Here is a 23,250-nt window from a genome sequence, read left to right as displayed (position 1 = left end):
GTGACTTGGAAGCATATTCATGCCCGTCGTACCCCCCGCGCGCCGTGCCGGCACCCGTCCCCGCCGTCCTCGCCGCCCTCCCCCCTCGCGGGGACCACCCTGAGCGGTGTGCCCGCCATCGCCGCTCCCGTCCCGGGGGACAACGGAGACGTCAGGATCCACGCCAGCACGACGGCGGCGGACAACCAGCGCAACGACCCCGAGGTCTGCGACTTCTATCTCGCAGCGTTCAACTTCGGCCCGAGGTCCCGGGCGGTGCCACCCACACCGGTACGTTCACCGCCGACCGCACCGGCAAGGGCCGCTGCGAGGCCGTCTATCTGCCCAACGGGCAGTACAAGCTCACCTGGCTCACCGACCAGGCCCGCGGCGCCGGCAAGTTCAAGGTCTTCAAGGTCGACTGCCCGACCTCCAAGCCGACGACGCCGCTCGGCGGCCCCCGGCGGGCGGTGGCGGCATCGCCCGCGGCGAGGCCTACACGCCGGTCGCCGGCGCCGCGGCCGCCGGGCTGGCCGCCGTCGCCGGGACCAGGCGTACGGCGCCCGGGGCCGCCCCGAGCTGCGCCTGATCACCTGCGGCGGCAGCTACGACCGCAGGAAGGGCTACTCCGGGAACGTGGTGGTCTTCGCCCACCTAACCAGCATCCGCTGCCCCCGGCCCCCGGCCGTGGCCGAATCAGGCCGTCCGCCTTCTCACCAGCTGGACCGAAACCCCCGATCGCGCTCCGTGTCTTCCCCAGGCCGCACACATTCCGTTAACTTCCGTGACCCACAGCCCCGTACGACCCGCACGGGGCTTCCGACCGCGGAGCACCAGCGCCCTGATGACCCCTCGGGGGCACTCATGACACGCGCCATCTCCCTGCACGACGTGAGCAAGGCCTACAACCGAGGCGTCCGCGTGGTGGACCGGCTGTCGCTGGACATCTCGCCGGGCGAGTTCCTCGTGCTGCTCGGCCCGTCCGGCTGCGGCAAGTCGACCGTGCTGCGGATGATCGCCGGCCTGGAGGAGATCGACGAGGGCGAGCTGCTGCTCGACGGCGAGTACGCCAACGACCTGTCGCCGTCCGGGCGGGACATGGCGATGGTCTTTCAGAACTTCGCCCTCTACCCGAACATGACCGGCCGAGCCAACATCGGTTTTCCGCTGCGCATCGAGGCTCCGGGCACGGACCCCGGCCCGCGCGTGGACGCCACCGCCCGCATGCTGGGCGTCGAGGACCTCCTCGACCGGCTGCCCGCCCAGCTCTCCGGCGGTGAACGCCAGCGGGTCGCCATGGGCCGGGCCATCGCCCGCCACCCCTCCGCCTTCCTGATGGACGAGCCGCTGTCCAACCTCGACGCCAAGCTCCGCACGCACCTTCGGGCCGAGATCTCCCAGCTCACCCGCGAGCTGGGCGCCACCACGGTCTACGTCACCCACGACCAGTCCGAGGCCATGTCGCTCGGCGACCGCGTCGCCGTCCTGCGCGGCGGCGTGCTCCAGCAGGTCGACAGCCCGCGAGTCGTCTACGCCCTGCCCAGCAACGTGTTCGTCGCCGCCTTCATCGGCACCCCGCGCATCAACCTCCTGCGCGGCCTGGTGCGCGCCCCGCTGGACGGCGCGATGACCATCAGCCTGGGCAAGCAGTTCCTGCGCCTGCCCGAGCCGCTCTCCCTGGACCACCAGTTGCTGCGCGTCCAGCAGGGCCGCGAGGTCATCGTGGGCCTGCGCTCGGAAGCCGTCCGGATCGCCAAGCACTCCGCTGCCCGTCCCGGCGAGGTGCCGATCACCGGACTGGTCGAGCACGTGGAGTTCCAGGGGCACGAGATCCTCGTCCACTTCAACACCGGCTCCCGCCCCGCCGTCGTCCCCGAACTGGAGGCCCCGCGCCCCCGCCCCGGCCGGCCCGTCCGGCGGCGCCGCCGCGAGGGCCCGGTCCTGACGCGGCTGCGGGAACGGACCGGAGCCGGCCGGGCGGGACCCGTCGTGGCCCTGGACCACCCAGGGGACGCCGATCCCCGCCCCGCGGCGGCAGAACCCCGCCTGCCCGGCGACCTCATCGTCCGCACCACCCCGGACCTGGCCCTCCAGCACGGCATGCAGGTGCCGCTCCTCGTCGACCTCGCCCACCTCTTCGTCTTCGACCAGCACGGCGACCGCATCTGCCCGCACCCGGCGCGCCTGCCCGACCTGGAGGAGTGAGGATCCGCACATCCGGGCGGTGCCCGCCCCGTGCTGTGATAGCCGGGATCACGGGATCACCGGGACGTCTGGCGCGGGAAAACTATCGTCGCTAGTTTATGTGCCGGACGACGACGCCCCGCCCCGGAGGAAGCGCGATGAAGGCATACGACGGCATGTACATCGGGGGAGCCTGGCGCCCCGCCGCCGGCCAGGACGTGATCGAGGTCGTGAACCCGGTCGACGAGCAGGTCATCGGCACGGTCCCCGCGGGCACCGCCGAGGACGTCGACGCCGCCGTACGGGCCGCCCGAGCCGCCCTTACGGACTGGGCCGCGACCCCGCCCGCCGAGCGTGCGGCGCGCCTTGCCGCCCTCCGGGACGTCCTGGCGGCCCGCGCGGACGAGATCGCCGAGACCGTCACCGCCGAACTCGGCGCGCCCCTGAAGCTCTCCCGGAACGTCCACGCGGCCGTGCCGATCGCGGTCGCGGGCTCCTACGCCGAGCTGGCGGCCACGTACGCCTTCGAGGAGAAGACCGGCAACTCGGTCGTCCACCACGAGCCGGTCGGCGTCGTGGCCGCGATCACGCCCTGGAACTACCCGCTGCACCAGGTCGTCGCCAAGGTCGCCCCGGCCCTCGCGGCCGGCTGCACGGTCGTCGTGAAGCCCGCCGAGGACACCCCGCTGGTCGCCCGCCTGTTCGCGGACGCCGTGCACGAGGCCGGCATCCCGGCCGGCGTCTTCAACCTGGTCACCGGCCTCGGCCCGGTCGCCGGCCAGGCCCTCGCCGAGCACCCCGGTGTCGACCTGGTCTCCTTCACCGGCTCCACCGCCGTCGGCCGCGGGATCGCCGCGGTCGCCGCCGGGCAGGTCAAGAAGGTCGCCCTCGAACTCGGCGGCAAGTCCGCCAACGTCATCCTCCCGACCGCCGACCTCGCCAAGGCGGTCAACGTCGGGGTCGCCAACGTCATGTCCAACTCCGGGCAGACGTGCAGCGCCTGGACCCGCATGCTCGTCCACCGTGACCAGTACGACGAGGCGGTCGAGCTCGCCGCGACGGCCGCCGCCAAGTACGGCGAGCGCATCGGCCCCGTCGTCAACGCCAAGCAGCAGGCCCGGGTGCGCGGCTACATCGACAAGGGTGTCGCGGAAGGCGCCCGCCTCGTCGCCGGCGGCCCCGAAGCCCCGCGCGAGAAGGGCTACTTCGTCAGCCCGACCGTCTTCGCCGACGTCACCCCGGACATGACCATCGCGCAGGAGGAGATCTTCGGCCCGGTCCTGTCGATCCTCCGGTACGAGGACGAGGAGGACGCCCTGCGGATCGCCAACGGCACGGTCTACGGCCTGGCCGGCGCCGTCTGGGCCGGGGACGAGGCCGAGGCGGTGGCGTTCGCCCGCCGGATGGAGACCGGCCAGGTCGACATCAACGGCGGCCGCTTCAACCCCCTCGCCCCCTTCGGCGGCTACAAGCAGTCGGGTGTGGGCCGCGAACTCGGCGTGCACGGCCTCGCCGAGTACCTCCAGACCAAGTCCCTCCAGTTCTAGGGCCTGTCGTTCGGATCACGCCGCAGACGCGGGGTCTGGCACGCGCATCTGCCGCGTTGTCGTCGGTTGCCGACTCCCCCAAGCTCTCGACTCCGCTCGAGCAGGGGGACTCCCATCGCGTCGACGCCCTCCTCCGCCTTGCAGCTGCACGCACCAGACCCCGCTCACCGGCATCGACCACCACCGTCAGTTTCCTGCGGCCTGGTCCAAACGACAGGCCCTAGCCCCAGGGGAGTCCCTTCCGCCATGGCTGTCCGCGCCGCCGTCCTGCCCGCCGTCGGTTCCCCGCTGGAGATCACCGGCATCGACCTGCCGGACCCCGGACCGGGCCAGGTCCGCGTCCGGCTCGCCGCCGCCGGGGTCTGCCACTCCGACCTGTCCCTGTCCAACGGCACCATGCGCGTCCCGGTCCCGGCCGTCCTCGGCCACGAGGGCGCCGGCACGGTCGTCGCCGTCGGCGAGGACGTCACCCACGTCGCGCCCGGCGACGGGGTCGTCCTCAACTGGGCCCCGTCCTGCGGCACCTGCCACGCCTGCTCGCTCGGTGAGGTCTGGCTGTGCGCCGACGCCCTCAGCGGCGCCGCCGACGTCTACGCCCGCACCACCGGGGGCACCGACCTCCACCCGGGCCTGAACGTCGCCGCGTTCGCCGAGGAGACGGTCGTCTGCGCGTCCTGCGTCCTGCCCGCCCCGGACGGCGTCCCGCTCACCGACGCGGCCCTCCTCGGCTGCGCCGTCCTCACCGGCTACGGCGCCGTCCACCACTCGGCCCGGGTCCGGCCCGGCGAGACCGTCGCGGTGTTCGGCGTCGGGGGAGTGGGACTCGCCGCCCTCCAGGCCGCCCGGATCGCGGGCGCCTCGAAAATCGTCGCACTGGACGTGTCCGCCGAGAAGGAGGAGCTGGCCCGGACGGCGGGCGCCACCGACTACGTCCTCGCCTCCGAGAACACAGCCCGCGAGATCCGCGCCCTCACCGGCAGACAGGGCGTCGACGTCGCCGTCGAGTGCGCCGGCCGCGCGGTCTCCATCCGCACGGCCTGGGACTCCACCCGCCGCGGCGGCCGCACCACGGTCGTCGGCATCGGCGGCAAGGACCAGCAGGTCACCTTCAACGCCCTGGAGATCTTCCACTGGGGCCGCTCCCTCTCCGGCTGCGTCTACGGCAACTCCGACCCGGCGGTGGACCTCCCGGTCCTGGCCGAGCACATCCGGGCGGGCCGCCTCGACCTGAGCGCCCTGGTGACGGAACGCATCTCCCTGGACGGCATCCCGGCGGCCTTCGAGAACATGCTGGCGGGCAAGGGCGGCCGGGCGCTGGTCGTCTTCTAGCCCGTTTCCCCCGCACCCCGGCCTCCGCGCGAGGCCGGGGCCTGAGTCATGCCCGTACGCACACTGAGTGCCACGTACAGGCAAAACTCCTGGTGTGCGACCCGTTGACGTCCATACCGTCCGGTCAGTACGTTCCCGGAACCCGAGCCACCCCCCGGTTCCGTCCTCGCACCCACCGGAGCGTGCACCGCATGGACACGGCCCCTTCCGCTCAGCCGCCCACCCCCACCGCGCCCGCCGTGGGCAACCGCCGCCGCGTAGCCACCGCAGCGGCCCTCGCCTCGGCCGTCGAGTGGTACGACTACTTCGTCTTCGGCATCGCCGCCGCCCTGGTCCTCGGCGACCTCTACTTCCCCGCCGGCAGCCCCACCGCCGGCGTGCTGGCCTCCTTCGCCACCTTCGCCGTCGGCTTCCTCGCCCGCCCCCTCGGCGGCATCGTCGCCGGGCACCTCGGCGACAAGCGCGGCCGCAAGCCGATGCTGGTCCTCGCGCTCACGCTGATGGGCGTGGCCACCACCGGCATCGGCCTGCTGCCGACGTACGACACGATCGGCGTCGCCGCCCCGATCCTGCTCGTCCTGCTCCGCGTCGCGCAGGGCGTCGCCGTCGGCGCCCAATGGGGCGGCGCGATGCTCCTTGCCACCGAGTACGCCCCGGAGGGCAAGCGCGGCGTCTACGGCAGTGTCGTCCAGCTCGGTGTCCCCATCGGCGTGGTCACCGCCAACACCGTCTTCCTGGCCGCCGGCGCGCTCACCACCGACTCGGCGTTCGCGGCCTGGGGATGGCGCGTGCCGTTCCTGGTCGGCCTGCTCGTGCTCGGCCTCGCCTGGTACATCCACACCCGCGTCGAGGAGACCCCGGCGTTCCGGGAGGCCGAACGCGCCCTCGCCGAGCGGGAGAAGTCCGAGCAGGCCTCGCCGCTGCGCACGATCCTGCGCGGCCACCTCGGCACGGTGCTCCTCGCCGGCGGCTCCTTCGCCGTGAACACCGCGACCTTCTACATCCTCATCACCGGCGTCCTCGACTACACGACCCGCGAGCTGGACATGAAGAAGGGCCCGGTGCTCACGGTCTCGCTCTGCGTCAGCCTCACCCAGCTCGTGCTGATCCCGGCCGCCGCCGCGCTCTCCGACCGCATCGGCCGCATCCGGATCTACGCCTTCGGGGCGGCCGGCATCGCGCTGTGGGCCGTACCGCTCTTCCTGCTGATCGATACCGGCTCGCTGCTGTGGCTCGCGGTCGGCACCTTCGTCGCCAGCTGCTTCCTGAGCATCATGTACGGCCCCCAGGCCGCCCTGTTCGCCGAGCTGTTCACGCCCGAGATGCGCTACACCGGCGCCTCCCTCGGCTACCAGATCGCGGCCGTCGCCGGCGGCGGCCTCGCCCCCTTCGTCATGGTGCTGCTGCTGGAGGCGACCGGCACCTCGATGGCCGTGTCCGGCTACATCATCGCGCTCTCGGTGATCGCGCTGATCTCGATCAAGGTTCTGGCGGACCGGGCGCGTGCGGCGGAACCGGAGGCCGCGCCCCAGGCCAAGGCGGAAGCCGAGTCAGCGGGCTGAGTCCGAGGTCCGCTCGGGCCGGGGCTCCCCAACCGCTCCCGGCTCCCCGGCCCGAGCCGTCGCCCGCGACCGCGACCGGGAGACCGCGACACCCGCCAGGCACAGCACACCGCCGACCAGGGTGAGCAGCCCCGGCACCTCGCCGAGGAACAGCCAGGACATCAGGACGACCAGCGCGGGCGCCGCGTACGTCGTCGCGCCCATCCGGCTCGCGGTCGTCCGGGACAGCGCGTACGCCCACGTCGTGAAGGCGAGGGCGGTAGGGAAGACGCCCAGGTACACCATGTTGAGCGTCGCGGAGGCCGGCGCTTTCGCGGCCTCCTGGACGAGCTGCCCGGCGAACGGCAGACAGGCCACCGCACCGACCAGGCAGCCGAACGTCGTCACCTGCAACGGACTCGCCGTGCCCAGCGCCGGCTTCTGCGCGACGACACCAGCGGCGTACGTGACCGCCGCCAGCAGGCACAGCACCACCCCGAGCACCGAGGCACCGCCCTCGCCGGACATCGACAGACCCACGGTCACCGCACCGGCGAACGACACCGCCATCCCCGCCAGCAGCCGCGGTGGCATCGGATCACCGAGCAACCGGGCACCGAGCAGCGCGATGAGGATCGGCCCGGTGTTCACCACCAGGGCGGCCGTACCCGCGTCGACCTGCTGCTCGCCCCAGTTGAGGGCGACCATGTAGACGCCGAACCACAGCAGGCCCGAGATGGCGATCCCGCGCCAGGCCGAGCGCGGCGGCCACCCCTCCCTCCGCAGCAGGCAGATCACCCCCAGCGTCAGCGCCCCGGCCAGCAACCGCCCGAGCGCCAGCGCGCCCGGCGAGTATGCCTCCCCCGCGCTGCGAATCGAGACGAAGGCGGACGCCCACAGCACGACGGTCACCGTGGCCGCCGCGGCGGCCGGCAGATCCGCACGGCGGGCGGGACGGGACGGGGAGTTGTTCATCATGTTCCCGAGGCTAGGAGGGGAAGGGGAATGGACGCTCGCGAATTTCGGACGGGGCTTCTGCGGCCCATCGGGCGGTGGGCTTGTCCGGGAGGCTCGGGGTCAGCGCAGCGCCCAGGCCTCCACGCCCAGCAGATCGAACAGGGCCCGTTCACCGGCCGCCGTCACCTTCACGGCCCGCTCGGAGCCGATCCGCACGCACCACCCCTCCTCCAGGGTGTGCCGGCACAGAGCCGCACCCGCGACGCCCGCGAGATGAGGCCGGCGTTCGGTCCAGTCGAGACAGGCCCGGGCCAGGGGGCGCTGGCCACGCCGGTCCAGGCCGATACCGGCCGACTCGAACCACGCCAGCCCGGCGTCGGTGAGCGCGAACCCGGTCTCCTGTTGCAGCAGCCCGCGCGCCGTCAGCGCGTCCGTGACCGCGATGCCGAGCCGCCCGGCGAGATGGTCGTAGCAGGTGCGGCCCCGGGCCATCGCCGAGCCGGCGCTCGACTCCCGCAGGTTCCGCGGCCGTACGGCCGTACCCGGCGCGACCTGCGAGGCCAGGTCCTCCACCAGCTGGGCGACCCGCGCGTCGGCCAGCCGGACGTACCGGTGCCGGCCCTGCCGCTCCTCGGCGAGCAGCCCGCCCGCGACGAGCCTGCCGAGGTGCTCGCTCAGCGTCGACGCGGCGACACCCGCGTGCCGCGCCAGTTCGCTCGCGGTCCAGGCCCGCCCGTCGAGCAGCGCCAGCAGGCATGCTGCCCGGGTCTCGTCCGCGAACAGCGCGGCGAGCCGTGCCAGGCTCGTGGCCTGCGGGTCCCTCGTCGTCATGCCCCCAGCATGGGACACGGATTCTTCGGCCGTCGCCGAAGTGTCTCCCGCGGCGTCGCTACGCGGTCCGCCGCACCTGCTCGTACTGCCGTGTCAGCCCGTCCAGCAGGGCGGTCAGCCCGGTCTCGAAGGCCCGCTCGTCGATCTTCTCCTGCTGCTCGGCGAGGAGATGGGCCTGCTGGAGATGGGGGTAGTCGGCGGGGTCGTAGGCGCTGGCGTCGTCCACGAAGCCCCCGGCGAAAGAGCCGAGCGCGGAGCCCATCACGAAGTAGCGCATCAGCGCGCCGATGGAGGTGGCCTGCGCCGGAGGCCAGCCCGCCTCGACCATCGCGCCGTAGACGGCGTCCGCGAGGCGCAGCCCTGCCGGGCGGCGGCCGGGGCCGCGGGCCAGTACCGGGACGATGTTCGGGTGGTCGCGCAGCGCGGCCCGGTAGGAGACGGCCCAGTCGTGCAGCGCGGTCCGCCAGTCCCGGCCGTCCTGGAACATCGTCAGGTCCACCTGGCCGCTCACCGAGTCGGCGACCGCCTCCAGAATCTCGTCCTTGGTGCGGAAGTGGTTGTAGAGCGAGGGCCCGCTGACCCCGAGTTCGGCGGCGAGCCGGCGGGTGGAGACGGCCGCGAGGCCCTCCGCGTCCACGAGCGCGCGGGCCGTCTCGACGATCCGGTCGGTGCTGAGCAGGGGCTTGCGCGGTCGGGCCATGGCGCACATAGTAGGGCTGCCGATGGAAACTAGCAGTGCTAATTTAAATGTACGGCTTTCAAGTGGGGTGACTCGTGGTGAACCTGGAGCTCAGCGAGGAACAGAGCGCGGTCCGGCGGCTCGCGCGGGACTTCGTGGAGCGGGAGATCACCCCGAACGCCGTCGCCTGGGACCGCGCCGAGGAAGTCGACCGCGCGATCGTCAAGAAGCTCGGCGAGGTCGGCTTCCTGGGCCTGACGATCGGCGAGGAGTACGACGGCTCCGGCGGTGGCCACCTCGCGTACTGTCTGGTCACGGAGGAACTCGGCCGGGGCGACTCGTCCGTGCGCGGCATCGTCTCCGTCTCGCTGGGGCTCGTGGCCAAGACCGTCGCCGCCTGGGGGAGCGAGGAGCAGAAGCGGCGGTGGCTGCCGGGGCTCACGTCCGGCGATTCGGTCGGCTGCTTCGGCCTGACCGAGCCGGGCACGGGCTCGGACGCGGGCAACCTCACGACGCGGGCCGTGCGGGACGGTGACGACTACGTCATCAACGGCACCAAGATGTTCATCACCAACGGCACCTGGGCCGACGTCGTCCTGCTCTTCGCCCGCTCCACGGACGCCCCCGGCCGCAAGGGCGTCTCCGCCTTCCTGGTCCCCACCGGCACGCCCGGCCTGACGCGCCGCACGATCCACGGGAAGCTGGGGCTGCGCGGCCAGGCCACGGCCGAGCTCGTGCTGGAGGACGTGCGGGTGCCCGCCTCGGCGCTGCTGGGGGAGGAGGGCAAGGGCTTCTCGATCGCCATGTCCGCCCTCGCCAAGGGCCGGATGTCGGTCGCCGCGGGCTGTGTCGGCATAGCCCAGGCCGCGCTGGACGCGGCCGTCCGGTACGCGGGCGAGCGCGAGCAGTTCGGGAAGACGATCGCCCGCCACCAGCTGGTCCAGGAGCTGATCAGCGACATCGCCGTGGACGTCGACGCCGCCCGGCTGCTGACCTGGCGGGTCGCCGATCTGATCGACCGGGGCCGGCCGTTCGCCGTCGAGTCGTCCAAGGCCAAGCTGTTCGCCTCGGAGGCGGCCGTCCGCGCCGCCAGTAACGCGCTCCAGGTCTTCGGCGGCTACGGCTACATCGACGAGTACCCCGCGGGCAAGCTGCTGCGGGACGCCCGTGTGATGACCCTCTACGAGGGCACGAGCCAGATCCAGAAGCTGGTCATCGGGCGTGCGCTGACGGGGGTTTCGGCGTTCTGAGTACGCCCCTGAGTACTTCGGCGGATGTGGCGCGGGCCGCGTCCGCCGAAGCTTGCCCCATGAGCGACACACCGGGCAGCAAGCAGCAGAACACGGCCGCCTTCTACGGTCAGGCCGTCGCCTCCTTCGCCGTCGCCATGGCGGCCACCGCCATCGGCATCTACCAGCTGAGCGCCGACGCCTGGGTGCGGGGCTTCCTCGCCATCGCCGTCCTGTACCTGGTCACCTCCTCCTTCACCCTCGCCAAGGTGATCCGGGACCGGCAGGACGGGGCGGCGCAGGGGGCGGCGCCCTCGTACACCCCCTTCGAGAAGCACTGAGCCGCCGCACTAAGCGCCCGCTCACCTTCGGCGGTATGGTGTTGTCCCTGTCAGTGGAGAGGGGCGAGTGATGAGTACGGCGGAGGAGACGGCCGGCGGTGAGGCGCAGGCGTGGGGCGAGGTCACGCCCGACGCGGCGCGACGGCTGCTGATCGCCGCGGTGGAGGCCTTCGCCGAGCGCGGGTACCACGCCACGACGACCCGGGACATCGCGGGTCGCGCCGGAATGAGCCCGGCCGCGCTCTACATCCACTACAAGACCAAGGAAGAGCTGCTGCACCGCATCAGCAGGATCGGCCACGAGAAGGCCCTGGAGATCCTGCGGACGGCGGCCCGGCGGGAGGGCACCGCCCGTGAGCGCCTGGCCGGCGCGGTCAGCTCCTTCGTCCGCTGGCACGCCGGCGGGCGCACCACCGCCCGGGTCGTCCAGTACGAGCTGGACTCGCTCGGTCCGGACGCCCGCGACGAGATCCTCGCGCTGCGGCGGCAGTGCGACGCCGAGGTGCGGGCGATCATCGAGGACGGCGTGGCGGCCGGGGAGTTCGACGTCCTGGACGTGAAGGGCACGACCCTGGCCGTTCTCTCGCTGTGCATCGACGTGGCCCGTTGGTTCAACGTCGACGGGCCGTGGACGCCGGACGAGGTCGGCGCGCTGTACGCCGACCTCGTGCTGCGGATGGTGGGAGACGGGGCGAAGTGACCCGCCGGGGTCAGAGGTAGTACCGGGACACGGACTCGGCCACGCACACGGGCTTGTCGCCGCCCTCGCGTTCCACGGTGAAGGCGACGGTCACCTGGACACCGCCGGGCACGTCGTCGACGGCGCTGATGGTCGCGGTGGCGCGCAGCCGGGAGCCGACGGGGACGGGGGCCGGGAAACGGACCTTGTTCGTCCCGTAGTTGACGCCCATCTTCACGCCCTCGACGGAGATCAGCTGCGGTCCGAAGAGGGGCAGCAGCGACAGCGTGAGATAGCCGTGGGCGATGGTGGTGCCGAAGGGTCCCGCGGCGGCCTTCTCCGGGTCGACGTGGATCCACTGGTGGTCGCCGGTGGCCTCCGCGAAGAGGTTGATCCGCTTCTGGTCGATGTCGAGCCAGTCGGTGTACCCCAGTTGCTCGCCCACCGCCGACTTCAGGTCGTCGACGGACGTGAAGATCCTCGGCTGTGCCATGTCCCGGCCTCTCGCGTCAGGAAGTCTGCGTGCGTTCGCATCTCTAAGCGACTGCTTAGCATGGTCGGCTGTGGGGGCCGTGTCAACGGACTCGGTAGGGTTCGAGGGGTGCCCCAGATTTCAGAGAAGATCCACGAGCTCACGGTCGGCCAGCTGGCGGCGCGCAGCGGGGCCGCCGTTTCCGCCCTGCACTTCTACGAGTCGAAGGGCCTGATCAGCAGTCGCCGGACGTCGGGCAACCAGCGCCGCTACTCCCGTGACACGCTGCGCCGGGTCGCCTTCATCAGGGCCGCGCAGCGGGTCGGCATCCCGCTGGCGACCATCCGCGAGGCGCTGGCGGAGCTTCCTGAGGAGCGGACGCCGACCCGGGAGGACTGGGCGCGCCTCTCGGAGGCCTGGCGCTCGGAGCTGGACGAACGCATCAAGCAGCTGAACCGCCTCCGCGACCACCTCACCGACTGCATCGGCTGCGGCTGCCTCTCCCTCGACACCTGCGTCCTCTCCAACCCGGGCGACATCTTCGGCGAACGCCTCACCGGATCCCGCCTGATGGTCGACAAGGGGCGCGCGTAGCGCCTGCGCGCCGGGTGGTGCGTCGGGGCCGCGCCGGAGGATGTCCGTCCTCGGAGCGGGGGTATTTCCTCCGGCGCTCCATCAGATGACCAGCGCAACCAACCCCACCACCACGAACGCGGCACCGGCCAGCAGGACAGGGCCGCCCAGCAGCAGGAGCAGCACCGCACCGAACACGAGCTGTCCCGTCGTACGGCGACCGACCTTGGTGGTCTCGGGGGCCGAGGGGTCGTACGTGATCTCGGCCCGCTCGGCGCAGCCGTCCGAGCCCGTGCGCTCACGCCGTACGCCGTGGCTGTCGACGTACGCGTAGGTGTACTGCTCGACACCGCTGTACCAAGGGAACCACAGCAGCCGCCCTTCCACCGTGACCCCCCGGGTCCGCAGCACCCACGCCTCCCGGAACACTCGCCATCCGCCGTACACGCCCAGCCCCCCGGGAGCGATCACCACGGGCGCCACCGCCCAGAGGACTCCCGGCACCACTCCGGCGCCCTTCACCAGCAGCAGGACGAGCACCAGCACATACCCGCCCCCAGGCCCCACCAGAGCAGACGAACCCGGTTCGGTGCCGCCCGCTCCAGCGGCTCCTCGGTCACCGGACCCACTCCGTCCGGCCGCGGCTCGTCGGCATCCCGTACGGGCAGTGCACGGCGGACGGCCTGCGCGAACTCGTGCACGGCGGCGGCACTACGGCACCTGAGGTGGTACGCCACGGGCTCGTCGCCCGTCAGTACGACGGTCAGCCGCCGGCCGTTGGCGCCGTGAACGTCGACCCGCTCTATCGCCGCCACCGGTATCCGGCGCCGCAGGCCGTCCGCCTCCAGCAGCACCACCCCGTCCCGCAGCCGGACGAAGGCACGGCGCCTGCCGTGCAGCACCAGCGAGGATGTCCCTGTCGAGGCCACACGGGCACCTTAGGCGAGCTTGGCACCGGAGAGGACCGTTCAGCCCCATGACGAAGGGGGGTATCTGGCCCAATGCTGCACAGGTCGCCGATCAGCTGCGGGCAGTCGTGCCGCCGGGGCGAGGGGGGTCCCCCTGCTCGAGCGAAGCCGAGAGCTCGGGGGAGGGTGTGCGCAGCGGCACCCTGCAGCGCAACTCCTTCAACCCCGCCGCAACCAACTCCGCGTTGGAGGCCCGCCCCCCACCCGGCAGCACCAGCACATCCTCCACCCCCACCCGCGTAGCCAACCCCAACCGCCCCGCAAGCCGCAGCACCGGCCACGCGCCCCCGTCCTCCCCGTGCAACAGCACAGGACGCCCATGCGCGGCACCAAGGTCGGACGACAACCCCCGTGCAGAAGCCACCGCAGTCGAAGGGTCGGTATCCGTCACCTCGGCCAGCACCCTCAGCACCTTCGGCCCCAGCGGCGAGACAGCGAACCGCTCCCCGCCGTCCGTCCCCGACCAGATGCCGGCCTCCACGCCCACCCCGCGATGCAGGAGCAGGGCAGCAACCTCCTCCGCACCGGGCTCATGCCAGTTGACCGACGCGTGGTCGGGCAGGACGGTCCAACTCCGTATCCGCTCCAGCCTGGCGGCGGTGTCCGGCTCGGCCCATGCCCCCGTGGTCACACCCACCGGCACCGACACCCGCGCCCGAATCGCCGACAACGTCACCGCAAGCACGCGCGGCGACAACGTGTCCCGCCCGCACGGCGTCTTGGGATGGACATGGATTTCCGTGGCCCCGGCCGCGACGGCGTCGGCGGCGGAGTCGGCCAGGGACTCGGGTGTCAGCGGCACCGCCGTACCGTCGGCGGCGGTCCGCGGACCGTTCAAGCACACCTGCACCATGTCCCGATGGTGCCAGTCACCACCGACAGCCGGCCCCGGCGACGTCAGTGGGGGTGCGGCATCCCCGGCGCACCCCCCGCGCACCCGCATTCGTCAAGCCGACACCAACAGCCTCGCCCGCCTGGCGTCCGCCAGGGCCTCGGGAGTGAGCACCGGACGCGGCACGAGAATCCCGCAGCCCGTGCAGACCGGACCCGCCGACGGCTCGTGGTCCAGGCCGTACTTCCAGGCGAGTCGCTCCCCGCCGCACACCGGGCACGTCGAGCCCGGCTCGCGCTCCAGCGCGGCGATCAGCCGGCGCAGCACCTCGGCCAGCGGTTCACGGGGATGGACCGCCGGATCGTCGCACCACGCCACGCCGAAACCGCCCCAGGTCAGCCGGTGCCAGTCGTCCACACTGCCCGGCCTGCGCAGGCCGTCGTGCTTCTCCTTCTTGCGGCGCTCGGCGAACTCGACCTCGTAGGCCAGCCAGACCTCCCGCGCCTCCTCCAGTTCGTCCAGTGCGGCCACGAGCCGCGCCGGATGGGGGAGCGGTCCTCGGGGCCGAACCCTGCCCGGGAACACAGATGGTCCCAGGTCGCCCTGTGCCCGTAAGGGGCGAACCTCTCAAGGCACTTGCGCAGCGAATAGCGCCGCAGTGCCAGATCGCACCGCGGATCGCGGACCTGTCTCGCCAGACTCCGGAAACCGGCCATCGTCCTGCACCTCCGTCACACCTGCACCTGTAATCCGGTCACTTCGGCGTCGTCGTAAGGACGTCGCCGAATAGACGTATCGACAAGCGAATCGGCTCCATCCGATTTCAAATGGCCTCCATAAGCCGTCCGACGAGGCCCGGGAGTCGACTGCCGTGGTCCGTGTGCCTGTTGTGCTGACTCCAAAAAGTGACGCTTGCTCATCTTCAATCGCGGGGATACCGGCGGTAACATCCCGCCCACCCCCGTCGGGAGGAGCCCCCACATGCCACGGCGTAACCCACGCACCGTTCTCGACAGAATGAGAACTCCCCGCGGAATCCCCGGGTTCCTGAAGACCGCATCCGTATGCGCGCTGATCGCGGGTCTTTTGTCGCCGCTGTCGCAGGCGGCCGCCTCGGAGACGGAGACCGCGCAGGCCGCGGCGGCGGCGAACGACCACTGCGGCAACCAGTGTTCGGACATCCTCCCGCCAGGCCAGAACGGCAACGCCACCCTCGCGCAGATCCTCCTCAACCAGGCCTTCGGCACCCAGCCCGAGCATGCCGCGGACCAGCTCGGGCCCTACGCCGACCTCGCCAAGGGGTACACCGGCCTCACCAACGACAAGATCAACAATTTCTTCAACGACGCCTCTTTCGGGGTCCCGGCGGACCAGGTCGCCTCCACCGTCAAACCCGCCGGGCGCGGCGACGTGACGATCGTCCGGGACAAGAAGACCGGTGTGCCGCACATCACCGGTACCACCAGGTACGGCACGGAGTTCGGAGCCGGCTATGCGGCCGCCCAGGACCGGCTGTGGCTGATGGACGTCTTCCGGCACGTCGGACGCGGCCAGCTGACCTCCTTCGCGGGCGGCGCGCCCTCCAACCAGGGCCTGGAACAGCAGTTCTGGCGGCACGCGCCCTACACCGAGGCCGACCTCCAGGCGCAGATCGACAACGCCATCGCCACCAACGGCGAGCGCGGCAAGCTGGCCCTCGCCGACGCCAAGGCCTACCTCGACGGCATCAACGCCTACATCGACGCCTCCGACAGCGGCCGGTACTTCCCCGGCGAGTACGTTCTCACCGGGCACAAGGACTCGGTCACCAACGCCGGGAAGATCGAGCACTTCAAGATCACCGACATGGTCGCGCTTGCCTCCGTCATCGGCGCGCTGTTCGGCTCCGGCGGAGGCGGTGAGGTCAACAACGCCCTCTCGCTCCTGGCCGCCCAGGAGAAGTACGGCGTCGCCGAGGGCACCGAGGTGTGGGAGTCCTTCCGCGAGCGCAACGACCCGGAGGCCGTCCTCACCCAGCACGACGGCAGCTTCCCGTACGCGACCAAACCGGACAACCCGCAGGGCCGGGCCCTGCCCAACGCCGGCTCGGTGGTCCAGGAACCGCTGGTTTACGACCGTACGGGCAGCGCGGCCGGCTCAAGCGCCACCAGCGCCTCCAGGGAGGCGGCCAAGTCGGCCCTGTCGTCCGCCAAGCGCGGCATGTCCAACGCCCTCGTGGTCAGCGGCGAGCACACCGCCAGCGGCCACCCGGTCGCCGTGTTCGGCCCGCAGACCGGCTACTTCGCCCCCCAGTTGCTGCTGCTCCAGGAACTCCAGGGGCCGGGCATCAGCGCCCGCGGCGCCTCCTTCGCGGGCCTGAGCATGTACGTCGAACTCGGCCGCGGCCAGGACTACTCGTGGAGCGCCACGACCTCCGGCCAGGACATCATCGACACGTACGCCGTCGAGCTGTGCCAGGACGACTACCACTACCTGTACCGCGGCACCTGCACGCCGATGGAGAAGGTCGAGCGGAAGAACGCCTGGAAGCCGACGGTCGCCGACGGCACCGCGGCCGGCTCGTACACGATGCGCGTCTGGCGCACGAAGTACGGACCCGTCGAGTACCGCGCGACGGTCGGCGGCAAGAAGGTCGCCTACACCACCCTGCGCTCGTCCTTCCTGCACGAGGCCGACTCCATCGTCGGCTTCCAGATGCTGAACGACCCGGACTACGTGAAGGGCCCGGAGTCGTTCCAGAAGGCGGTGCAGCACATCAACTACACCTTCAACTGGTTCTACGTCGACTCCGAGCACACCGCGTACTACAACAGTGGCGACAACCCGGTGCGCGCGAACGGCGTCGACGCCGAGTTCCCGGTGTGGGCCCGGCCGGCGTACGAGTGGCGGGGCTGGGACCCGGCGACCAACACGGCCGACTACACCCCGCCCTCCGCCCACCCCCACTCCATCGACCAGGACTACTACATCTCCTGGAACAACAAGCAGGCCAAGGACTACACGACGGCGCCCTGGGGCAACGGCTCCGTGCACCGTGGCAACCTCCTCGAGGACCGGGTGAAGAAGCTGGTCCAGCAGGGCGGGGTGACCAGGGCCGCGCTGGTGAAGGCCATGGCCGACGCGGGCACCGCCGACCTGCGGGCGGAGGACGTCCTGCCCAAGCTGCTGAAGGTCGTGGGCAGTTCGCCGGTCACCGACCCCACCGCCGCGGCCGCCGTCGGCAAACTCCAGGCGTGGGTCGCCGCGGGCGGCAAGCGCACGGAGACCTCGGCCGGATCCAAGAAGTACGCCGACGCCGACGCGATCCGCATCCTGGACGCCTGGTGGCCGCTGCTGGTCAAGGCCGAGTTCGAACCGGGCCTCGGCAGCGAGCTGTTCAAGGCGATGACCGCCAACCTCCCCGTCGACGAGTCCCCGTCCGCCTCCCACGGCCCGACCGGGTCGCACGCCGGAAGCTCCTTCCAGTACGGCTGGTGGAGCTACGTCGACAAGGACATCCGGGCCGTGCTCGGCGAGCAGGTGCGGGGACCGCTGGCCCGCGAGTACTGCGGCGGCGGAGACCTCGGCGCCTGCCGTGACACCCTCGTCAGCACCCTGAAGGAGGCGGCCGGCAAGACCGCGGCCCAGGTCTACCCGGGCGACGACGTGTGCTCGGCGGGTGACCAGTGGTGCGCCGACTCGATCAACCACCGCACCCTCGGCGGCATCAAGCACGGCAAGATCAGCTGGCAGAACCGGCCGACCTATCAGCAGGTCGTGGAGTTCACCTCGCACCGGTGACGCAAGGGTGGCGGCGGGTCAGCGGATGCGGCCCGCCGCCAGCACCAGCCGGGCCAGTTCCTCGTGCAGGATGTCGCTGTGCGCGCCGGCGGGCGGGCCACCGCGTCTGACCACCGCCGCCGCGTCGACGTTCACGCACCCCGAGGCGGGCAGCTTCGTCCGCAGGGCCTCGGCGAGGGTGTACGCGTGCGTGCCCGGCACCGCCCGCACCCCGCCGTAGCCCATCGCGCCCCACTTGGCGCCCAGGGCCCGCCCGATGCCGAGGCCGGCGACCGACCGGCTGTCGCCCGCCATGCGCGAGGCCAGCGGATACAGCGTGCCCAGGGCCGAGTCGTGCCGGGAGTGGCAGCACACCAGGGGACCGTCGACGCGGTTCTGCTGCCCCTGGAGCACCCCTCCGGCGCGGGCGTCGTGCGGCAGCCGGGCCGCGAACGCGTAGTGGGAGAACGCCCCTTGGAGCAGCGTCACCGACTTCACCGTGCGCACGCCCTCGGGCAGGCCGCGCAGCGCGAACGACACCAGCCGCGCGCCGAAACTGTGCCCGACGAGGTGCACGCGCACACCCGGTGCCGCCTTCGCGAGCTGCCCGACGACCCTTCCGAGACCGCGCTCACCGACCGTTCCCGCACGCCGCTTCATCGCGTAGTACGTCGCCTGCCGCAGCAGCTCGTGCGCCCCCTCCCAGGGGTTGGGGAGGCCGAACCCCTGCTGCGCGCCGGACGTTTCGAGTCCCGCCAGCGCCCGCGCGAACTCCTCGCAGGCCGCCGCCGAGGAGCCGGCGAACATCTCCGGCTCGCTCTGCGGCACGCCCTCCGCCACCGTGTCCGCCGCGAACAGCGCCTGCGGCCCGGGCGCCACCACCTCCACCAGCAGCCGCACGAGCCGCCCGAACTCCTCCAGTTCGGCCTCCTCCGGCGGCTGCTGCTCCAGCAACCGGGCGATCTGGTCGACCAGGATCGCCCGCCCGGGGAACGACTCCAGCAGCGCGTGCCGCGTGTCCTTGTCGAGCACCGGGCGCCGGGGTGTCTCGGCCGCCACGGCCCGCGGGAAGTCCGGGATCGGTTCGTCGGAGAACCGCATCGCCGGCCACAGCACCCCGACGTACCCGATCCGGGCCGCCGGGGCCAGCCGCGGAACGGGCGCCAGGAACCGGTCGTAGAGCCGGGTCGCACCCGAACGGTCGTTGTTCCAGCCGTGCGCGAAGACGACCAGATCGCGCACCTTCCGTTCGGTCACCCCGGCGAGCAGCCGGTCGCGCCGGCGGCCCTCCGGGTCCCCGCCCGCGTCGAAGGCCAGCTCCCAGTAGGGAGTCACGCTCATCGCCGGATCCGCCATGACAGGCCCCCTGTTCCACCGGGTGACGCGCGCGTTGTGGCGCATCGTCCTGCCAACGGGGGAGCTTGGCCATACGTCACGGGCGCATTGGGCGCTCGATGCCGGGCTCAGCGGTAGAGGAGGTACTTCCGCCGCATCCTCCGGAACGCCGCCAGCTCCTCCTGCCAGCCCGCCACGACCTCGCCGGTGTCCGCGCCTGCGTCGATCATCGTGCGCACGCGCGCGGAGCCGGTGAGTTTGTCGATCCAGTGGTCGGAGCGCCAGGCGAACCCGCTCCACACCTTCCTGGCGGTCACGAGCAGGGCGATCCCCGTCCGTACGGGATCGAAGACGTCCCGGTCGTGCACATGGACCTGTACACCGCCGATCGTCCTGCCCTGGAACTTCGAGAAGGTGGGCGCGAAGTACGCCTCCCTGAAGCGCACGCCGGGCAGGGCGAGTTCGTTCACGGCGGCGGCCCAGCGCCGGTCGATGCCCTCCGCGCCGAGCAGCTCGAACGGCCGGGTCGTGCCGCGCCCCTCCGACAGGTTCGTGCCCTCGAACAGGCATGTCCCCGAGTACACCAGGGCCGTCTCCGGCGTCGGCATGTTCGGGCTCGGCGGCACCCACGGCAGACCGGAGGCGTCGTAGAAGTCCGAGCGTTTCCAGCCGGACATCAACACCGTCTCCAGCGGTACGGGCTCGGTCAGGAACTCCTCGTTGAACAGCCGTGCCAGCTCCGCGACGGTCATCCCGTGGGCCTGTGAGATGGGCTGCCGCCCGATGAAGGTGGCGAACTCCTTGTGCAGCACCGGTCCCAGCGCCGCACGTCCGGTCACCGGGTTGGGCCGGTCCAGGACCACGAACCGCTTGCCGGCGAGCCGCGCCGCCTCCATGCAGTCGTACAGGGTCCAGATGTACGTGTAGAAGCGCGCGCCGACGTCCTGGATGTCGAACACGACCGTGTCCACGCCGGACGCGGTGAAGATGTCGGCGAGCGGCCGGCCGCTCTTGAGGTACGTGTCGTAGACGGGCAGGCCGGTCGCCGGGTCGTCGTAGCGGCCCTCGGAACCGCCGGCCTGGGCGGTGCCGCGGAAGCCGTGTTCAGGGCCGAAGACGGCCCTTGGATCCACTCGGGTGTCCGCGTGCATGACGTCGACGATGTGGCGGACGTCGCGGGTTGTGCCGGTGGGGTTGGTGACGATGCCGACCTTTTGGCCGTCGAGCAGGGCGTAGCCGTCGTGGGCGAGTCGTTCGAAGCCGGTGCCGAACCGCCGGTGGGGCTGGGCTGCGGTTGCGGTGGGCGTGGCCGAGACGGCTGCTGCCGTGGCCGCCGTGAGTAAGGATCGTCTTGAAGGGTGCATGGGGTGGCCTCCGTGATCCGTTTTGTGCCGGTTTCGTTGTGGCTGGTCGCTCCCCGCGTCCTCGTCTTCGCTCGAACAGGGGGGACCCCCATCGCGGCGGAGCCGCAAATCAGCACGGCCCCGCGCCCCTAGGGTGTTGCGCCACCCCCTTCCTCGAAACATACCGACCGGTTAGTCTGGCGCCATTGCTGGGCCGCGTCTAAGGAGACCGATGGTGGGAGCCTTTCAAGGGGCTGGAGTCGTTGTCACGGGGGCCGGTGGCGGGATCGGAGCCGCGCTCGCCCGGCGCTTCGCCGCCGAGGGGGCCCGGGTCGTCGTCAACGACCTGGACGCCGAGCGGGCCAAGCACGTCGCGGAGGAGGTCGGGGGTGTCGCCGTGCCCGGCGACGCCTCGGCGATCGTCGCCTACGCCCGCGACGCGCTCGGCGGGACCGTCGACGTCTACTGCGCCAACGCCGGCGTCGCCTTCGAAGGTGGCGACGCCGACGGGCCCCTGGACGAGAAGGCCTGGGCGACCTCCTGGGACGTGAACGTCATGGCGCATGTCCGGGCCGCTCACGAGCTGCTGCCCGCCTGGCTGGAGCGGGGCAGCGGCCGGTTCGTCTCCACCGTCTCCGCCGCCGGGCTGCTCACCATGATCGGCGCCGCGCCCTACGCCGTCACCAAGCACGGCGCCCTCGCCTTCGCCGAGTGGCTGTCACTGACCTACCGGCACCGGGGCGTGAAGGTCCACGCCATCTGCCCGCAGGGCGTCCGCACCGACATGCTGGCCGCGACCGGCAGCGCGGGCGACCTGGTGCTCCAGCCGACCGCGATCGAGCCGGAGGCCGTGGCGGACGCCCTGGTCAAGGGCATCGAGGAGGACCGCTTCCTGATCCTGCCGCACCCCGAGGTCGCCGCCTACTACCAGGCCAGGGCCGGTGACCCCGACCGCTGGCTGACCGGCATGAACCGCATCCAGCAGCAGTGGGAGGACAACCGGTGACCGAGTCCCGTTACGCGGCCAAGCCCTGGCTGAACCTGCTGAACGACGCCCAGAAGGGCCCGATAAGCCCCGCCGGTTCCCTCGTGCACGCCCTGCGCCGGGCCGTGGCCGAGACGCCCGACAGCGACTTCCTGGCCTACTTCGACGGCCGCGTGACCTACCGGGACGTAGACGAGCTCAGCGACTCCGTCGCCGGGCATCTCACGACGCGCGGACTGGAGCGCGGCGACCGGGTCGCGGTGCTGCTCCAGAACTCCCCGCACTTCGTGCTCGCCGTGCTGGGCGCCTGGAAGGCGGGCGCGGTCGTCGTGCCCGTCAACCCGATGTACAAGTCGGGCGAGGTCGCCCACGTCCTGCGGGACGCCGAGGTCGCCGCGCTGATCTGCTCGGACCGGGCCTGGGAGTCGTATCTGCGCGAGACCGCGGCGGACTCACCCGTGCGGATCGTGCTCACCGGGTGCGAGCTGGACTTCCAGACGCGGGGCGACGCGCGCGTGCTGACCTTCGAGCGGCTGCCGCAGGCCCGGGACGCCGACGACCTGGTGACTGTGGCGCGGGCCGGGCACAAGGCGCCCGGGGACCGGGACCCCGCGCCCTCCGACATCGCGCTGATCAGCTACACCTCGGGCACCAGCGGCACGCCCAAGGGCGCCACCAACACGCACGGCAACATCACGTACAACGCCGAGCGGCAGCGGACGGGCCTCGGTCTGCCCGAGCGGCCCGTGTACTTCGCGCTGGCGCCGCTGTTCCACATCACCGGCATGGTCTGCCAGTTCGGCGCCTGTCTGAACAGCGCGGGCACGCTCGTGCTGGCCTACCGCTTCGAGGCCGGCGTGGTGCTCGACGCGTTCGCCGAGCACCGCCCGCACTACACCGTCGGCCCGTCCACGGCCTTCATGGCGCTGGCCGCCCACCCGTCCGTCACCCGTGACCACTTCTCCTCCTTCCGGGTGATCTCCTCCGGCGGTGCCCCGCTGCCGCCCGCGCTGGTGGAGAAGTTCCGGGCCGGTTTCGGGCCGTACATCCGCAACGGCTACGGCCTGACCGAGTGCACCGCCCCCTGCGCCTCCGTGCCGCCCGGCCTGGAGGCCCCCGTCGACCCGGTCTCCGGTACCCTCGCGGTCGGCCTCCCCGGCCCCCACACAGTCGTACGGATCGTCGACGACGCCGGCGAAGAGGTCCCCTTCGGCGAACAGGGCGAGATCGTCGTACGAGGTCCGCAAATCGTGCCCGGCTACTGGCGGCGCCCCGACGCCACCGCCGAGACGTTCTCCGGCGCCGAACTGCGCACCGGCGACATCGGCTTCATGGACGAGCAGGGCTGGCTGTACGTCGTCGACCGCAAGAAGGACATGATCAACGCGTCCGGCTTCAAGGTGTGGCCGCGCGAGGTCGAGGACGTGCTCTACACGCACCCGGCGGTGCGCGAGGCCGCTGTCGTCGGCGTGCCCGACGGGTACCGCGGGGAGACCGTCAAGGCGTACATCAGCCTGCGTCCGGACGCCGACACGGACCCGGATGCACTCGCCGCCTACTGCAAAGAGAGACTGGCCGCCTACAAATACCCGCGCCAGGTGGAGATCCTTCCGGACTTGCCGAAGACGGCCAGTGGGAAGATCCTCCGTCGGGAGCTTCGTTCCCGGACGCAAGGCAATTGACAGCA

20 protein-coding genes and 1 pseudogene are annotated in these 23,250 nt (G+C 71.8%); 11 read left to right on the top strand and 10 right to left on the bottom strand.

Going from position 1 to position 23,250, the window contains the following annotated elements:
• The first annotated feature begins 843 nt into the window (after positions 1-843).
• From V8690_RS08155 to V8690_RS08140, 4 genes are all read left to right on the top strand, one after another.
• Entirely contained in the window at positions 844-2,184 is a 1,341-nt protein-coding gene (locus V8690_RS08155) for an ABC transporter ATP-binding protein (RefSeq protein ID WP_338776895.1), read from the top strand.
• Positions 2,185-2,321: 137 nt separating this feature from the next.
• Positions 2,322-3,710: an aldehyde dehydrogenase family protein gene (locus V8690_RS08150; RefSeq protein ID WP_338776894.1), complete on the top strand. Its 1,389-nt coding sequence runs from the start codon at positions 2,322-2,324 to the stop codon at positions 3,708-3,710.
• A gap of 246 nt (positions 3,711-3,956) precedes the next feature.
• On the top strand, positions 3,957-5,039 hold the full coding sequence (locus tag V8690_RS08145; RefSeq protein ID WP_338776891.1) for a Zn-dependent alcohol dehydrogenase: 1,083 nt from the start codon (positions 3,957-3,959) through the stop codon (positions 5,037-5,039).
• A 191-nt stretch (positions 5,040-5,230) separates the two neighbouring features.
• Positions 5,231-6,601 carry an MFS transporter gene (locus V8690_RS08140; protein ID WP_338776889.1) on the top strand — a complete coding sequence of 457 codons (1,371 nt, stop codon included), beginning with the start codon at positions 5,231-5,233 and terminating at the stop codon, positions 6,599-6,601.
• Here V8690_RS08140 and V8690_RS08135 read toward each other — a convergent pair.
• From V8690_RS08135 to V8690_RS08125, 3 genes are all read right to left on the bottom strand, one after another.
• A complete protein-coding gene (locus tag V8690_RS08135; protein WP_338785284.1) occupies positions 6,590-7,555 on the bottom strand; it encodes a DMT family transporter in 966 nt (321 codons plus the stop codon). The two genes, V8690_RS08140 and V8690_RS08135, sit on opposite strands and share 12 nt — an antisense overlap.
• 102 nt (positions 7,556-7,657) lie before the next feature.
• A complete protein-coding gene (locus V8690_RS08130) occupies positions 7,658-8,368 on the bottom strand; it encodes a winged helix-turn-helix domain-containing protein (protein ID WP_338776887.1) in 711 nt (236 codons plus the stop codon).
• A gap of 58 nt (positions 8,369-8,426) precedes the next feature.
• Positions 8,427-9,068 (bottom strand): TetR/AcrR family transcriptional regulator, encoded by a 642-nt coding sequence (locus V8690_RS08125; protein WP_338776885.1) that lies wholly within the window; start codon positions 9,066-9,068, stop codon positions 8,427-8,429.
• Between the two features lie 77 nt (positions 9,069-9,145).
• On the opposite strand from V8690_RS08125, the gene V8690_RS08120 reads away from it, so the two are divergent.
• From V8690_RS08120 to V8690_RS08110, 3 genes are all read left to right on the top strand, one after another.
• The gene (locus tag V8690_RS08120; RefSeq protein WP_338776883.1) at positions 9,146-10,297 is read left to right on the top strand and encodes an acyl-CoA dehydrogenase family protein; all 1,152 of its coding nucleotides are present in this window, start codon (positions 9,146-9,148) and stop codon (positions 10,295-10,297) included.
• A gap of 59 nt (positions 10,298-10,356) precedes the next feature.
• Positions 10,357-10,617, top strand: coding sequence for a YiaA/YiaB family inner membrane protein (locus V8690_RS08115; RefSeq protein ID WP_338776881.1), 261 nt, complete (start codon positions 10,357-10,359; stop codon positions 10,615-10,617).
• Between the two features lie 70 nt (positions 10,618-10,687).
• On the top strand, positions 10,688-11,317 hold the full coding sequence (locus tag V8690_RS08110) for a TetR/AcrR family transcriptional regulator (protein ID WP_338776880.1): 630 nt from the start codon (positions 10,688-10,690) through the stop codon (positions 11,315-11,317).
• Positions 11,318-11,327: 10 nt separating this feature from the next.
• On the opposite strand, the gene V8690_RS08105 is transcribed toward V8690_RS08110, so the two are convergent.
• A complete protein-coding gene (locus V8690_RS08105; protein ID WP_338776879.1) occupies positions 11,328-11,789 on the bottom strand; it encodes a MaoC family dehydratase in 462 nt (153 codons plus the stop codon).
• Between the two features lie 108 nt (positions 11,790-11,897).
• On the opposite strand from V8690_RS08105, the gene soxR reads away from it, so the two are divergent.
• Positions 11,898-12,362: a redox-sensitive transcriptional activator SoxR gene (soxR, locus tag V8690_RS08100; RefSeq protein WP_338776877.1), complete on the top strand. Its 465-nt coding sequence runs from the start codon at positions 11,898-11,900 to the stop codon at positions 12,360-12,362.
• A gap of 81 nt (positions 12,363-12,443) precedes the next feature.
• Here soxR and V8690_RS08095 read toward each other — a convergent pair whose 3' ends face one another.
• The 4 genes and pseudogenes from V8690_RS08095 to V8690_RS08080 all read right to left on the bottom strand — a co-directional run bounded on the left by V8690_RS08095 (position 12,444) and on the right by V8690_RS08080 (position 14,857).
• Positions 12,444-12,887 (bottom strand): hypothetical protein, encoded by a 444-nt coding sequence (locus tag V8690_RS08095; protein WP_338776876.1) that lies wholly within the window; start codon positions 12,885-12,887, stop codon positions 12,444-12,446.
• A complete protein-coding gene (locus V8690_RS08090; RefSeq protein WP_338776875.1) occupies positions 12,860-13,270 on the bottom strand; it encodes a hypothetical protein in 411 nt (136 codons plus the stop codon). The genes V8690_RS08095 and V8690_RS08090 overlap by 28 nt, the downstream gene beginning before the upstream one ends.
• 91 nt (positions 13,271-13,361) lie before the next feature.
• Positions 13,362-14,162 carry a 3-keto-5-aminohexanoate cleavage protein gene (locus tag V8690_RS08085; RefSeq protein WP_338776874.1) on the bottom strand — a complete coding sequence of 267 codons (801 nt, stop codon included), beginning with the start codon at positions 14,160-14,162 and terminating at the stop codon, positions 13,362-13,364.
• A gap of 93 nt (positions 14,163-14,255) precedes the next feature.
• A pseudogene (locus V8690_RS08080) lies at positions 14,256-14,857 on the bottom strand (hypothetical protein).
• Between the two features lie 265 nt (positions 14,858-15,122).
• Here V8690_RS08080 and V8690_RS08075 point away from each other — a divergent pair.
• The gene (locus tag V8690_RS08075) at positions 15,123-17,921 is read left to right on the top strand and encodes a penicillin acylase family protein (protein WP_338776873.1); all 2,799 of its coding nucleotides are present in this window, start codon (positions 15,123-15,125) and stop codon (positions 17,919-17,921) included.
• Positions 17,922-17,939: 18 nt separating this feature from the next.
• On the opposite strand, the gene V8690_RS08070 is transcribed toward V8690_RS08075, so the two are convergent.
• Positions 17,940-19,256, bottom strand: coding sequence for a serine-threonine protein kinase (locus tag V8690_RS08070; RefSeq protein WP_338776870.1), 1,317 nt, complete (start codon positions 19,254-19,256; stop codon positions 17,940-17,942).
• 107 nt (positions 19,257-19,363) lie between these two features.
• Positions 19,364-20,599: a DUF1343 domain-containing protein gene (locus tag V8690_RS08065; RefSeq protein WP_338776869.1), complete on the bottom strand. Its 1,236-nt coding sequence runs from the start codon at positions 20,597-20,599 to the stop codon at positions 19,364-19,366.
• A gap of 211 nt (positions 20,600-20,810) precedes the next feature.
• Here V8690_RS08065 and V8690_RS08060 point away from each other — a divergent pair, with 211 nt between their 5' ends.
• A complete protein-coding gene (locus V8690_RS08060) occupies positions 20,811-21,584 on the top strand; it encodes an SDR family oxidoreductase (RefSeq protein ID WP_338776867.1) in 774 nt (257 codons plus the stop codon).
• Entirely contained in the window at positions 21,581-23,245 is a 1,665-nt protein-coding gene (locus tag V8690_RS08055; protein ID WP_338776866.1) for an AMP-binding protein, read from the top strand. Before V8690_RS08060 ends, V8690_RS08055 begins: the two co-directional genes overlap by 4 nt.
• Positions 23,246-23,250 lie beyond the last annotated feature (5 nt).

The sequence above is a fragment of the Streptomyces sp. DG1A-41 genome, assembly GCF_037055355.1.
In the GTDB taxonomy this organism is placed as follows: Bacteria; Actinomycetota; Actinomycetes; order Streptomycetales; family Streptomycetaceae; genus Streptomyces.
This window is presented reverse-complemented; position numbering and strand designations above follow the sequence as displayed.